Below are 13919 nucleotides of genomic sequence, written 5' to 3' on the forward strand. Positions count from 1 at the left end.
GCTCGACTTGCATGTATTAGGCACGCCGCCAGCGTTCGTCCTGAGCCAGGATCAAACTCTCCAATAAAGTGTTTGATTGCTCATTAAATGTAAATTGATTCAGGGTTCTTTTTAAAAAGACCCGTTTTCACGCTTGGCTTTTGTTCAGTTTTCAAAGAGCTGTTTCGCCTGTAAATAGGCTGGCTTCGATGATAGCGACAGAAATCGCTGCCTTTTATCGAAGATTGTTTAGTTATGATGTCTTGTTGCGACTCTTAATATAATATCATCATACGCCTAACTTGTCAAAGCTTTTTTTCATAGATATATAATGCTTTTTCAAGAGCAGCAAGAACAACTATATCACTATGTCATTCCCGATGCAAGCATTTTTAAACCAAGAAAAAAGAACCAGGTTTCAGCCGGCTCTTTCATAGTTTTATAGTAATAAAAAACACCCTTCTATAGTATGATTTTCTGAATTGCTACCAGTGCAATCAAACCAGGTATCCCTAAAAAACCTGACACAGAAGCCGTCGCTATGTTGATCGGAATATGAAGGTCGATAGCCGTTCCGAATGCATTGAGGAAAAATAACAACAACGCTCCGATCACTAGCTTGATGACCCCTTGTCCGATCCATCGTAATGGTTTTAACGGAGCGCCGATGAATAATAACAATATAATCAAACCGCAAACGATGGCAAATACCCAGAACGGATCCATACAATATCCTCCTTACAGGTTGTCTCATAATCATGATTATGTTTAAGAGGACAAAAAAAGAACGGGAAGCTGTTAAAAACTTCTCGTTCTGATATTCCGGATTTTTGCTTCACGAAGTAAAAAGAAATACTTGGCTTTGGCTAACTTCACTTCATATAAAACTTGTTCTGATGGTTCTACACTGTTTTCGATCAGATCTTTCTTTGTCAGCCATTCTGTCCGGATCGCTTCGATTGAATTTAACAGACGTTCATTAGCTTCTTTACGTAGTCGTCCTTTTCGACTGAAGAACACGATGCTGCTCGCCTCCGTGGATTAGATTTCTCTACGACCTTCCAGTGCGCGAGATAATGTGACTTCATCTGCATATTCCAGATCTCCTCCCACAGGAAGACCATGTGCAATACGCGTTATTTTGATGCCGGTCGGTTTTACCAGACGGCTGATATACATAGCTGTCGCTTCACCTTCGATATTCGGGTCCGTCGCCATGATCAGTTCTTGAACCGTGTCATCTTGCAGACGTTTGATAAGTTCTGCTACTTTTATGTCTTCAGGACCGATACCTTCCACCGGGGAGATCGCGCCGTGCAGAACATGGTATAGCCCACGGTATTCTTTCATTTTTTCCATTGCGATGACATCTTTGGAATCATGAACGACACAAATTGTCGTTTGATCCCGATTTGTATCTTCACAAATCATACAAGGATCACGATCGGTAATGTGATGGCAATTCGAACAATAGGTTAGATCCCGTTTTGCATTGACTAATGCTTTTCCAAATTCAAATACGTCGTCTTCTTTCATTTCTAAAACAAAAAAAGCTAGCCGTACTGCCGTTTTGGGACCGATACCTGGAAGCTTCATGAAACTATCGATCAATTTTGAAATCGGTTCAGGATAATGCACTGCAATTCCTCCTAGTGAAAGGGACGACCCGCCTGTAATTACTATCGTCGGCTAATCCAGTGGTCATCCTTTAGAGAACGGTTTGGGCTCTTAGTGATATAAGTGTAAAAAGAGGCTGACGCTTTTCATATTGGTCAGCCCCTTTATCGCACTTGAAGAAAGTAAAAAAACTTTTTCAGTGAAAGTGTAACTAAATGGCTCAGCCTACGCCTAAGGCTTGGCTTTGCCAAGTTTTCTTTAGATCTTTAAAACATCCCTGGCAGGTTCATTCCTTTTGTGAATTGACCCATGTCTTTGTTTACAACTTCATCAACTTTTTTCAATACATCATTGGTAGCCGCTAAGATAAGGTCTTGTAGCATTTCGACATCATCCGGGTCAACGGCTTCTTCTTTAATGACGACATCAAGGATCTCCTTATGACCATTTGCGGTTACTGTTACCATTCCACCGCCAGCTGTTCCATCAACTGTTTTATCCTTCAATTCTTCCTGTGCTTTCATCATTTGTTTCTGCATTTTCTGCATTTGCTTCATCATGTTATTCATATTGCCCTTCATTTTACTTCCTCCTTATATAAATCATTCTTCTATTTCTACAAATTCAGAACCGACGAGCTTGATAGCTTCATCAACGATCGGGTCTTCTTTCTGTTGCTGTGGTTCTTGATCCGTCTGTGCGTCAGATCCTTCTGACTCATCAGACTCGGATTTCCGCTGGGATTGGATGTACGATTGTTTGACGTTCTCCCAGTCTTCCTCAAGGATCGTCATCATTGTCATTTGGTGACCCATTGTTTCAAACACGACGGATTCGACGCATTCCCGGATATTATCCTTCACTGCCATTTGGCTGTGGAGTTCATGTTGAAAGGCTAGCAAAAATGAGTCATTCGAACACGCGACTGGAGTAGCGTTGATCATCCACGCATGGGCATTGACCATCCTTGACTTGATTCGCTCCATGATGTCACCCCATTTTCCTCTGAAAACCTGGAGATCCTTTTTGGAGGCGCCTTTTAGCATTTCTTTAATCCGGCCAGTAGACGCTTTCGATTTCGGCGTCCTTGATTGGAATGTTCGCTTTGAAGCCTCAGGTTCAGCCTGGTTCGCTGGAGAGGAACTTGTGATTCCCTGTTCTTTCAGCGTACGCAGTTCTTTTTCAAGCTGTTCAATCCGATTGACAAGCGGTCCAACATCGTTCGAGAGACCATGTGATGCCGGCTGCTCTTCTTCCTGACAGAGCTTCACGATCGCCAACTCTAAGTGGATCCGAGGGTGATTCGTCCATTTCATTTCTTGCTGTGCTTTGTTCAAAACATCGATGACCCGATAGATCCACTCACCTGGAATGTTTTGTGCAAGATCGGCAAATTCCTGGTCGACCTGCGCCCGGTCAAGCACTTCTTCTAAATTGGGAGCCGCTTGATAAAGCAGCATATCCCGGTAATAAAAGATCAGATCGTTAATGAATCGGATTGGATCTTTTCCGTTTTCCATCAAATGATCAATATGCTTGAGTGCATCGATTACATTATTCTCTTGAAATGCTTTCGTCATTTCTGATAAAAGTGATTGTGAAACGGATCCTGTTACAGCCAAAACATCATCGGTGGTGACAGTATCTTCACTATAGGATACTGCTTGATCCAAAATGCTCAGAGCATCCCTCATACCACCCTCGGCTGCTCGAGCTACCAGATGAAGAGCCTCATCCTCTACTTGTACACTTTGCGAATCAATGACTGTCTTCATTCTTGAGACGATCGAATGACTAGTGATCCTTCTGAAATCGAACCGTTGACACCTTGAAATGATCGTCAGTGGAATCTTATGCGGCTCGGTCGTCGCGAGTATGAAGATGACATGCGCCGGTGGTTCCTCAAGCGTTTTTAACAAGGCATTGAAGGCGCCAATCGTAAGCATATGTACTTCATCAATGATATAAACCTTGTACTGGACCGCACTTGGGGCATATTTCACTTTATCTCTGATATCACGAATTTCATCAACCCCATTGTTCGAAGCTGCATCGATTTCAATGACGTCAGAGACGGAGCCCTTAGTGATGCCAATGCATGCATCACATTCATTACACGGTTCAGCGACTGGAGCCTTTTCACAATTGACTGCTTTCGCAATGATTTTGGCAGCACTCGTTTTACCAGTTCCCCGGGGACCACTGAATAAATAGGCATGGGATAGCTTTTGCTGTACTAATGCATTTTGCAAGGTCTTCGTAATATGTTCCTGGCCGACCATATCTTGAAATTGTTGTGGTCGATATAATCTATATAAAGCTTGATAAGCCATCCGCACGCCCTCCTTTTTCGATAATAATCATCCTTCTCATTATAACGATTCCATCCCGGTTTTTCAAAGCAGAAATAAAGAAAGCTTGGCAAAGTCAAGCCTTTGGCACAGGCTGAGCTTTAGCTGCACTTATGAAAGTATTTTATACTTTCTTTAAATATGAGGCTGTTTTCGTAAACTTTGTTGCTCTTGAAAGTCGTTGATTTCCGCTCCAGGATGCTCGCTTTCCCCGGGCTTGCGGTGAGCCCACTCGTCGCCTTGCGACCTCAGGAGTCTCCTTTTCAAGGAAACATTTGTGCTCCTGTGTCTACAAGAAAGTCCTGTCGAAGCGAGCTTCCTCGTCGCATGCCTTGCGAGGAGATTATTCAGGTAGTAGGCACGCTGGTCCCACAGGACAAGGAAAGCTTCGGCAGCGTTACATCGCACGAAGAAAATGCGATTTTCATTTTCGAGGAGTCTCGCACCATGCTCTCCAATCAACTTGCGCAAGGTGATTAGAGTCAAATGTAATGAAAAACACCAGGACCTATTTATCAAATAAAAAAAAACACCCACCCCAAAAAGGATGAGTGTTGATATGTAAATTTAACGCCGTGCACCTTTCGTCGATTAAGCCTTCCTAAGCGTTACATTCGCAGTTAGCTCGATCCAGGCAACCCCGCGGCACACGGAGAGGACCCACTTACTGCTGCTTCCTTCCGGACCTGACAGGGTTCATGGGGCTCCGTTGCGCAGGACCCGGATGTCAACACCACTTACGAACGGCAGGCCTTACGTCAGCTAACCTCGGAAAGGGATTCAGTCTCGCTATAGCGGATTGCGAGTACAGGACACCGCTACCTTCCCACCTAGCACGGCAAAGTTGATAACATTGTTAGGCGCAATCAAAATGCGCACTATTTAGTATACGCCCGATTGCCTTTAAAATCAACTGTAAAATATTTGAATGGAGGAGGCGAGAGGATTTGAACCCCCGCGACGCACAAACGCCCTAACTGATTTCGAGTCAGTCCCCTTCAGCCAGACTTGGGTACGCCTCCATGAATACAGCAGATAATGCTTACCGTTTATTACGGCAGCAAGAAACACTATATCACGATTCAACCAAGTCATCAAGTAAAGGGATCCGACTTTTTCTCTTGCTTTTTTCTTTGGCGCAATTCGCGAAAAAATGACGAAAGCATCTCCCTGCATTCCTCTTCCAATACACCTGACGTGACAATCGCCTGGTGATTGAACCTTGGCTCGTCCAATAGGTTCATTAAGGTTCCTGCGCAGCCGCCTTTTGGATCACTAGCTCCATACACAACTCGTTCAACCCTTGAAAGGACAATTGCTCCTGAGCACATCGGACAAGGTTCAAGCGTTACATACAATGTGCACCCTTCCAAACGCCATGTTCCTAGCGCTTTACACGCTTCATCAATCGCGATCAATTCAGCATGGGCGACAGATCGCTGTTCGGTTTCTCTCAGGTTAAATCCTGATGCAATGATTTCTTCATCTTTTACAACCACTGCACCGATCGGGACTTCTCCGATAGAAGCAGCCTTTTGTGCCATTTCGATTGCTTTTTTCATAAACATTTCATCTATCGATTGGTACATTGTGTATCTCCTTAATACCAAAGGTTATATACACAACATTACCTTAACACTTATCATTAATACAATGGCTTTGCCAAGTTTACTGTAAACGATTTTCACGACACTCCTGCGGTGTCACAACAGTAGAGTGAATTTCGAAAAAACAACTTCAAAGCTAATACAATTGAAGCTTTTCCATCGAATTATAAGGCTGCATCGTGTGCATAGGATTTGATGGTAGCACCTTTATCATCGATACTCAGGTTCTGGACAAGCATATGTGGTAAGGCTTGATGCAATTTATAATACAGCCAGTTGGCTTTTTCCTCCTCGACAAAACAGGCAATCGTCGGTCCTGCCCCACTCAAGGCGACACCAAAAGCGCCATTCTTATCGGCGATTTGTTCGACTTTTTCATAATGCGGAAGAAGCTGTTTACGATAAGGCTGATGATAGAAATCACCTTTCATCATTCTGCCAGCAGCTTTCCAATCCTGTTTCAATAGAGCTGCGATCAAGACGTTTGATACTGCGCCTGCTTTGACCGATTCCGAAAAACTAATATTCTCAGGGAGCACTTCACGGGCTTCTTCTGTTTTCAGTTCTTCTTTCGGCGTGACGGTTACGACAGAGATAGGTAAATCATCAATGTGTTGGAGTTCAATGCCATCGTCCGTCTCACAGGCGATGACGAGCCCGCCATAAAGGGATGCCCCCACATTATCAGCATGACCTTCATATTTTGCTGCCAGTTCAAGCTTTTTCTTTTTCGGGATACCTAAATCTCCAATCGTGTCAGCTAACTCGATCCCTGCGACAATGGCCGCTGCACTCGAACCTAGGCCTCTTGTCAAAGGGATATCACTTTTCACTTCAACTAGACACGAAGGAAGTTCGATTCCATATGCATTGGCCGTGTCTAATGCTGTTCGAACGATGAAGTTCGTTTCATCGCTCGGAAATTCTTCTAAGGAAGGTGAGAGAGCCTTTACCTCCCATAGATGATGCGAAGAGACAGTCAATGTCAGATAGCGGTCAAGAGCTAAGCCGACCGAATCAAAGCCTGGGCCTAGATTGGCTGTACTTGCTGGAACTTTGATCCGCCAATTCTTCATGATTGTACAGTCCCCTTGATATATTCTGTGACGACCACTGGATCTTTTGGCAGTTTGACAGGTTGTACTGGGCTCTCTGTCATCGCCGTAACTGGATCTTTCAGTCCGTTACCTGTCAATACGAGTACGACCCTCTGAGCGGGATCAAGCTTTCCTTGAGCGTGGAGTTTCCGAATGCCGGCAAGTGATGCACAGGAAGCCGGTTCCGCAAATATGCCCTCCTTTTTGGCAAGTAATTGATAGGCTTCAACGATTTCTGTATCACTTACTTCATCAATTTCTCCTATTGATTCTTCTACTGCTGAAAGAGCAAGTTTCCAGCTGGCAGGGTTACCGATCCTGATTGCAGTTGCAAGAGTTTCGGGTTGAGGGAAAACACGGTCATGGACGATCGCAGCTGCTCCCTCTGCTTCATAACCGAGCATTTTCGGTAGTCCTGAGTGATTTGATTGATGGTATTCTTTAAAACCTTTCCAATAGGCAGATATGTTCCCTGCATTGCCGACGGGGATCGCTAAAATGTCAGGGGCTCCACCTAGCTGCTCACACACCTCGAAAGCTGCGGTCTTCTGTCCTTCAAGTCGATATGGATTAACCGAGTTTACGAGCGTCATGGCTTCTTTTTCACTCAGTTCACGTACGATTTTTAACGCCTCATCAAAATTTCCTTCAATTGAAACGATTTCTGCACCATACATAACCGCTTGTGCGAGCTTACCCTGGGCGATTTTCCCATCTGGTATGACGACGATACACTTCATTCCAGCCCTGGCAGCATATGCTGCTGCTGAAGCTGATGTATTCCCTGTCGAAGCACATATAACTGTATCACTTCCTGCTTCCTTCGCTTTCGCAACCGCCAGGACCATCCCACGATCTTTAAATGAACCAGTCGGATTTGTCCCTTCTACTTTTGCGAAAAGTTCAACACCGAGCTCTTTTGAGAGTGTATCAAGCTTGATGAGGGGCGTATTGCCTTCATTCAAAGTCAATTCAGGTGTTTCTTCAGTTACAGGTAAAAAGGTTCGGAATTCTGATAACAGACCGCCCCATCGTTTCATCAAGCATCTCCTCCTTCAACACGATACGTGCTTTTCACATATTGAACACCTTTCAAATCACGCAGCTCCACAAGGATTTTTTCTAAACTCTTCAATGATGTTTTATGAGTCACCAGGACGATTTCGGCTTTTTTCTCCTCCCCAAGAGGATTTTGCAGTACTTTTTCAAAGCTTGCTCCGTTTTGTGAAAACACTGAAGTGATACTCGATAACACACCGACCTCATCCTCTACATGAAGACGGAGGAAATGCTTGGAATAGATTTCCTCGTCATCTTTCAGCTGCTTCAAGAATTGAGGACTCACTGCGCTTTTACCGTTTACACCGAGGCGCATGTTCTTCATCACACCAACAAGGTCAGATACGACTGCAGTAGCCGTAGGAAGACTTCCAGCTCCTGGTCCGTAGAACATCGTTTCACCAACCGCTTCTCCGTATACGTAAACCGCATTATATTCATCATTCACTGAGGCTAATGGATGGGATTCTTCCAACAATGCAGGTTCAACGCTCACCTCTACCCGGTTCCCTTCTCGATGAGCATATCCGATTAATTTCATGATATACCCGAATTGCTTTGCATATTGGAGATCCTCTTCCGTGACTTCAGTGATGCCCTTCAATTTGACATCATCCAAGTCGATGTTCATGGAGAATCCTAATGTTGAGAGAATCGCCATTTTACGGGCAGAATCCAGTCCACCGACATCAGCAGTAGGATCGGCTTCTGCAAACCCTAATGCTTGTGCTTCAGCGAGGACATCATCAAATGATCGTCCTTCTTTAGTCATCTTCGTCAAAATGAAGTTGGTTGTCCCATTCACGATCCCCATCATTTTCGTGATCCGGTCCGATGCCAGGCCATCCACTAATCCTCGTAAAATTGGAATACCTCCTGCGACACTTGCTTCGTAGAACAGATCACATTGATTTTCAGATGCAAGCGATAGGAGTTCTGGCCCGTAGACAGCCATCAAGTCTTTGTTAGCTGTCACAACATGTTTTTTATGAGTGATGGCTTTCACTAAATGTTCTTTCGTCTCTTCGATATTTCCCATCACTTCAACGACAATATCAATTTCCGGATCTAAAAGAACTTCTTCTGGGTCTAACGTGAGAATGGAGGTATCAATATCTACATCTCTCACTTTATTGATCTCTTTTACGAGAGCTTTTTTGATTTGTACCGGACAGCCGATTTGATGCATAAGTTTATCTTGATGACTTTCAATGACTTTTACGACCCCGGATCCGACTGTTCCTAATCCTAATAACCCTACAGATATTGATTCCATCCAACCAACCTTTCCGTGTTTTTCTAGTAAATACATTTGTCTTTCGTTAGAGGACATTATATTGGAGATTCCGACCTATGACAATAGTTGATTTTTGGCTTTTTTAATGTAAGGGTTTTCTTTGGCTCTACATCAACAAAAACTTTTTTTGTATTTTTGTGAAATTCCTCTTAATAAAGCTTACCGTTGGATAAATACTTGCCTAGAGGTTAAACCAGCTTAAACAAAAAAGCTGCTGAAACGGAAAATCGTTTCAAACAGCCTTCATAATCTTGTTATTCCTTACCTTCGAGTCTCAATTCCCGTAGTTGGACGGCACCTTGCTTTTTCAATGGGGTAAACTGTTTCTCTTCTGAAACTAGATTCACCATTCCGGTTTCAGATTTTACTGGCTTATGGTCGACCCTCCAGTTTTCCGTAACCGTTTTGATTCCTTCTAGCATGAAATTCATTGCAAGGATCGTCAGTGCAAAGAAAATGATTGGAACAAGTACAATCCACGGACTAACAGTCAAGTGCCTCATCCCGTCCCCAATCAAACCAGACCACTCATATGAAATCGACTGAGGTGGATCACGATATAGCGGATCGAAACTCATATTGGTTCCTCCAAAGAATACTTTGAAGAATCCAAGGTGAGCTAAAACAAGCATCGTTTGTACAAGTTGTTGCATGAAGATGATCCATAGTTGCGGTTGGATATGTGGTCTCACATGTTTCCAGAGAATATGGAGCCTGCTCCCGCCGATTATCCTAGCTCCATCGATGAACTCGTGATTATAGATCCTTCCCATCTCATTCCCGATCAGAATCGACGTCGGAGGGACCGCTATGAGAGCGAGAATGATCACCTCGATCCAAACACGTTCCCAAAACGTATAATCAAATCCAGTAGGAATTTCAACCAGGAATGGGGTCAATATGAATAACGCAAGCAACGTGACCGGTACATAGTTGAACACGTCCACGACCCAGGTCACATACTTCCTGAACCTGAAAAAATAAGCCCCATACAAAATACCGAAAACCATAGAGGTCAGTAACCGGATGAATGCGATCAATACAGCGAAACCGATCGTATATTTCGCTCCTGCCGAAATCAAGTGAGTCATGTGGAACCCTTGTACATTCGTTCCCAGTGGAATATCTAATCTTGGCGCGACCGGTGAACCTTCTACCGCTCTTCCATCTTCGTAACGTATTTGTGTTTGTGTAATCTGATTATCCCATACGAACGTATGTAGCAAACTGATCGTGCATAAACCAATAATGAAGATGAAGCCGATCAGGAAATAGCCATTCTTAAAGAGTCTTTTGAGCATCTACATCACGACCTTTTCATTCGTAAATCGTTCAAGCAGCCACTGACCTAATGCGAACAATAAAAAGATCGGAATGAAAGTCGCCAGCAAACTCCATGCGAAAATGATCGGATTCAAGTAATCCAATAAAAAACGCATGATGCCATTGATATTGAAAATATATTCAAGGATCAGCAAGTTCGAAAGCATGAACCAAATTACTGTTTTCGAGTAATTCAATATGCTCGCCAATGCATTTCGTAATACATGGATGATCAATATCTTTTTCGGGAGGACTCCTTTAGCCTTTGCCAATTCGACATATTGCTTCTCCAATTCCCCTTCCACAATTGAAATCATGACTTTGAAGTATTGAATCATCGGTAAAATGGCAAGACAAAAAATCGGCAATATATAAATGGGTTCGCCAGGTAATGAGGCAATTTCAAATAGTAATAGTCCGGTCTTTTTATACAACCAAACGACGGTCAGCTGGCACATTATGATAATCAGGATATCTGGAAGGGATTCAAGGATGAATGTTCCAACTTTTATTTTTTTAATCCATTTTGCCGGGAGCAGCATCGTGATGAACGTCAAGAAGGCTGCCATGATAAGGGCAAGTAAAATCGCACCCACAACTACGGTCACAGAATATGTGCCGATGTGAATAAGCTGCGGTAATAATTTTCGGTCAGTACCATCGGTGTTATAGGTAACATCATGTATATTGAAAATACCGGAAATGACCTCACTGATGCTTTGGAAATACGCTAGCCAATTCAAGTGGAACGATCCCCCTGAAGGTAAAAGCGTCGGCAAACCGGCCATCAGTACGATTCCGATGACGATACATATGAAACGCAACATCTGGTTGCCAATGAATCTCATATAAACCCCTCTTTTCTCCCCACCCAGAAAATCTAAAAAATCTCTCTATTCACCCACCCACGTTATATGATCTTGATTTGTGGATTTGACTCCGCGTAATAATGATTGTTGAGTTTGTGTATGATCATAGATTCCTTTGTGGTCGAAATTCTCGACGATTGTGATATCGACCGTATAATCATTCCACGGAGCACCGATTTTGTTCAATTCTTCTTTATGTTGATACAGTTCAGATCCCTTGTAGAACATCTTTTCAACGGTTTTTTTTATATCGGATTCACTTGCATTTGGAATAACCTTGATATTTAACAGTACATATTTTTCATTCTTTGAAACAGAAACATATTCAATCGTTTTATTTTCTTCTTTTGCGATATGTGAAACGCGATTCAATAAGGGTAGACTTGTCACTTCTCTACCTGTGTCCATTTGTTGAAGGAGATCACCTTCACTTCGATCTTTTTGTTGGGGCGGTTGCAAAATGAAACTGATTGAAAAGACCAGCAGAAAAAGACAAACGGATATACTTAACGCAGGCTTCATCATCCACATATATGTTTGGATGAATGACGGTTTTTGCTGCTCACGAATACGTTTCATGATATTCTGCTTTTTTTCTTCTGAAAATCGTTTCTTTTGATACACAGATTTTTCCATGATCTTATGTAGATTTTTCAGCTTATCTTCCATCCGCTTCCTCCCCTTTCTCAAATTGTACGCGTAGTAATTTCCTCGCCTGGAACAATCGAGACTTTAATGTGGAAGTCTTTATATGGAGCAGTTCGCTTATTTCGTTTAGAGACATTTCTTCTTGATAAAATAAAATGATCAATTCACGATATTTAAGCGGTAATTGTAAGATCGAATCAGCTAGTTGTTTATATTCATCCTCTACGATAAGGCGGAGTTCCGGAGTTTGATCGTTACTTTCTTGTTTGAAAAAAGTGAATGGATTCGCGAACCATATATTTCGGTGAGCCCAGCTTTTCAAATGATCTTTACATCGATTCACAGTGATCTTATATAGCCAATTCTTCAATGAACCTTCCCCGCGAAAGGTTTCAAGCTTCGAATAACAGGTAATGAATACTTCTTGTACGATATCCTCTGCTTTCCCCCAGTCCTTTACATATGTATAAGCCACACGGGTCAAACGGTCTCCGAAGTAATCAACAACCTCTTCCATTATCTCTTCTTTATGTAAACGAAGGCTTTCTAAACTGAACGTTTGCTTTTCTTGCAGAACCTTACGGAAGTTTTCCACTTTTGACCCTCCCCCTAAATCGACCTTTCCTTATATAGACGAATAAACACTTGATCGGTTGATAATTTTTTGAACATTTTTACATTCGCTGTTACTTAGAGTGTAGCATACTACTTATAGCCTAATTTGAATTGCACATAAAAAAAGCTGCTGCAGACAGATTGCAGCAACTTTTCTCGTTCAGGTTTATTCTGTTTCATTGATGAATTCTGGTTTTTCAAGACCAAGTGATTCGTAGATTGAACCAAGTGCTCCTTTAAATTCTGTCAAAATGTTCTCCGATGCCGTTTTCGCTTTAACTAACGCTGCATTTGTATCTTCATTATCGAGGTCGTCACTTCGGGCGTCAAATCGATCAGCCAGATTATCAAGGGACTGATTCAAATCTTCACTATAAGATTCAAGCTCTGCAGGTATGTTCATGTTCCTAAGTTCTTCTGCCAACTTCTGGCTGGATTGAGAAGCTTCATTTTTCAAAGCTTGCAATTCTTCATTGCTTACATTTTCTGTTTTCTCTTCAACAGTCTGGGCGAATTCTTCAAAATCATCATCGTATTCATTGATTAACGAACTTACCTCTTTTTGAAAGTCTTCGAGTGATGCTTTCACCTTCTTCTCATCTACTTGGATTTCATTATCTTCTGAATTTCCAGTATTGTTTCCTTCTTCACTTGAACATGCAGATAATATGAGGGCACTGACAAAACAACTCAAGAGAAGAAGCCAGAATTTCTTATTCATCATCTTCACCTCCAATCAACTTATCTACAAAGTTCATTCCTTATCCCTGTCATTATTAAACAAAAGGTTTAGGATATAAAATAAAACCACCTATCAACAGATAGATGGTCAAATGGATATAACTATTCTAATTCAGACTTGAAGACAGGTGCTAATAGATCGAGTTCTTCAAATGGTTTACCGAATTTCTTTTCGAAGCTTGCGAACAATTCCTCTGCTTCTGCTTGCCCATTTTCAGTCACTTCAAGTGATGCATTTTCTGCACGCTTTTCATAAGACTGGGCAGCATCTTCAAGTGCAGTTTGAAGATCTTCTTTGTATTGAGATAGCTCTTCGGGAATTTCCATTCCTCGAATTGCTTCCGCAGCTTTTGGACCAGCCTCTTGTGCAGTTTTCAGAGCAGCTTGAGCTTCCTCTTCTGATAGTTTCTCTTCCTCAGCGACTTCCGGGTCGTTCATTTGTGCTTTGACTGATTCAAATTCTGCAAACGGTTTATGATTTTCTTTCAAGACATTGATCACTTCAAGTTGGAAATCCAATAGGTGAGATTTCAATTCATTTTTATCAATTTTTTCTCCACCCTCATTTTTTGTTCCGTTTGCTGAATCATCGTTTCCGCAAGCCGAAGCGAACATAATTAAAAAGAGCATTGAAAAAGCTAAAAGTTTCTTCATCATTTATCCCCCTTATGTAGTTTACTAGCATGTGATAGTGTAACGGAATTGGAATTGTTTGT

Annotated in this window: 15 protein-coding genes, 1 tRNA gene, 1 rRNA gene and 1 other RNA gene; all 18 read right to left on the bottom strand. The window is 42.3% G+C overall.

Going from position 1 to position 13919, the window contains the following annotated elements:
- Positions 1-67, bottom strand: a 16S ribosomal RNA gene (locus N8M93_RS21850); the annotation flags it as partial.
- A gap of 374 nt (positions 68-441) precedes the next feature.
- Positions 442-705 carry a pro-sigmaK processing inhibitor BofA family protein gene (locus tag N8M93_RS21855; protein ID WP_261134756.1) on the bottom strand — a complete coding sequence of 88 codons (264 nt, stop codon included), beginning with the start codon at positions 703-705 and terminating at the stop codon, positions 442-444.
- 72 nt (positions 706-777) lie between these two features.
- Positions 778-999, bottom strand: coding sequence for a YaaL family protein (locus N8M93_RS21860; RefSeq protein WP_261134757.1), 222 nt, complete (start codon positions 997-999; stop codon positions 778-780).
- A gap of 21 nt (positions 1000-1020) precedes the next feature.
- Positions 1021-1617 (bottom strand): recombination mediator RecR, encoded by a 597-nt coding sequence (gene recR, locus N8M93_RS21865; RefSeq protein WP_261134758.1) that lies wholly within the window; start codon positions 1615-1617, stop codon positions 1021-1023.
- Positions 1618-1862: 245 nt separating this feature from the next.
- Positions 1863-2177 (bottom strand): YbaB/EbfC family nucleoid-associated protein, encoded by a 315-nt coding sequence (locus N8M93_RS21870; protein WP_261134759.1) that lies wholly within the window; start codon positions 2175-2177, stop codon positions 1863-1865.
- A 21-nt stretch (positions 2178-2198) separates the two neighbouring features.
- Positions 2199-3929, bottom strand: coding sequence for a DNA polymerase III subunit gamma/tau (gene dnaX, locus N8M93_RS21875; RefSeq protein ID WP_261134760.1), 1731 nt, complete (start codon positions 3927-3929; stop codon positions 2199-2201).
- Between the two features lie 591 nt (positions 3930-4520).
- Positions 4521-4786, bottom strand: an RNA gene (ffs, locus tag N8M93_RS21880) — signal recognition particle sRNA large type.
- Positions 4787-4876: 90 nt separating this feature from the next.
- Positions 4877-4969 (bottom strand) — tRNA-Ser (locus N8M93_RS21885).
- Between the two features lie 72 nt (positions 4970-5041).
- Positions 5042-5536 carry a tRNA adenosine(34) deaminase TadA gene (tadA, locus tag N8M93_RS21890; protein WP_261134761.1) on the bottom strand — a complete coding sequence of 165 codons (495 nt, stop codon included), beginning with the start codon at positions 5534-5536 and terminating at the stop codon, positions 5042-5044.
- Between the two features lie 182 nt (positions 5537-5718).
- A complete protein-coding gene (gene thrB / locus N8M93_RS21895; protein ID WP_261134762.1) occupies positions 5719-6630 on the bottom strand; it encodes a homoserine kinase in 912 nt (303 codons plus the stop codon).
- Complete coding sequence (gene thrC, locus N8M93_RS21900; RefSeq protein WP_261134805.1) at positions 6627-7691, bottom strand: threonine synthase; 1065 nt, start codon at positions 7689-7691, stop codon at positions 6627-6629. Before thrC ends, thrB begins: the two co-directional genes overlap by 4 nt.
- The gene (locus tag N8M93_RS21905) at positions 7691-8986 is read right to left on the bottom strand and encodes a homoserine dehydrogenase (protein WP_261134763.1); all 1296 of its coding nucleotides are present in this window, start codon (positions 8984-8986) and stop codon (positions 7691-7693) included. The genes thrC and N8M93_RS21905 overlap by 1 nt, the downstream gene beginning before the upstream one ends.
- Positions 8987-9261: 275 nt before the next feature.
- Positions 9262-10308, bottom strand: a complete 1047-nt coding sequence (locus N8M93_RS21910; RefSeq protein WP_261134764.1) for an ABC transporter permease — start codon at positions 10306-10308, stop codon at positions 9262-9264.
- A complete protein-coding gene (locus N8M93_RS21915; protein WP_261134765.1) occupies positions 10309-11178 on the bottom strand; it encodes an ABC transporter permease subunit in 870 nt (289 codons plus the stop codon). It abuts the gene before it with no gap.
- 45 nt (positions 11179-11223) lie between these two features.
- On the bottom strand, positions 11224-11868 hold the full coding sequence (locus tag N8M93_RS21920) for a hypothetical protein (RefSeq protein WP_261134766.1): 645 nt from the start codon (positions 11866-11868) through the stop codon (positions 11224-11226).
- On the bottom strand, positions 11858-12442 hold the full coding sequence (locus tag N8M93_RS21925; RefSeq protein WP_261134767.1) for a sigma-70 family RNA polymerase sigma factor: 585 nt from the start codon (positions 12440-12442) through the stop codon (positions 11858-11860). The genes N8M93_RS21920 and N8M93_RS21925 overlap by 11 nt, the downstream gene beginning before the upstream one ends.
- A gap of 186 nt (positions 12443-12628) precedes the next feature.
- A complete protein-coding gene (locus N8M93_RS21930) occupies positions 12629-13183 on the bottom strand; it encodes a hypothetical protein (protein WP_261134768.1) in 555 nt (184 codons plus the stop codon).
- Positions 13184-13305: 122 nt separating this feature from the next.
- Positions 13306-13857 (bottom strand): hypothetical protein, encoded by a 552-nt coding sequence (locus N8M93_RS21935; RefSeq protein WP_261134769.1) that lies wholly within the window; start codon positions 13855-13857, stop codon positions 13306-13308.
- Positions 13858-13919: the final 62 nt, after the last annotated feature.

This window comes from Bacillus sp. Marseille-Q3570, from assembly GCF_946151055.1.
Taxonomy (GTDB): domain Bacteria; phylum Bacillota; class Bacilli; order Bacillales; family Fictibacillaceae; genus Pseudalkalibacillus.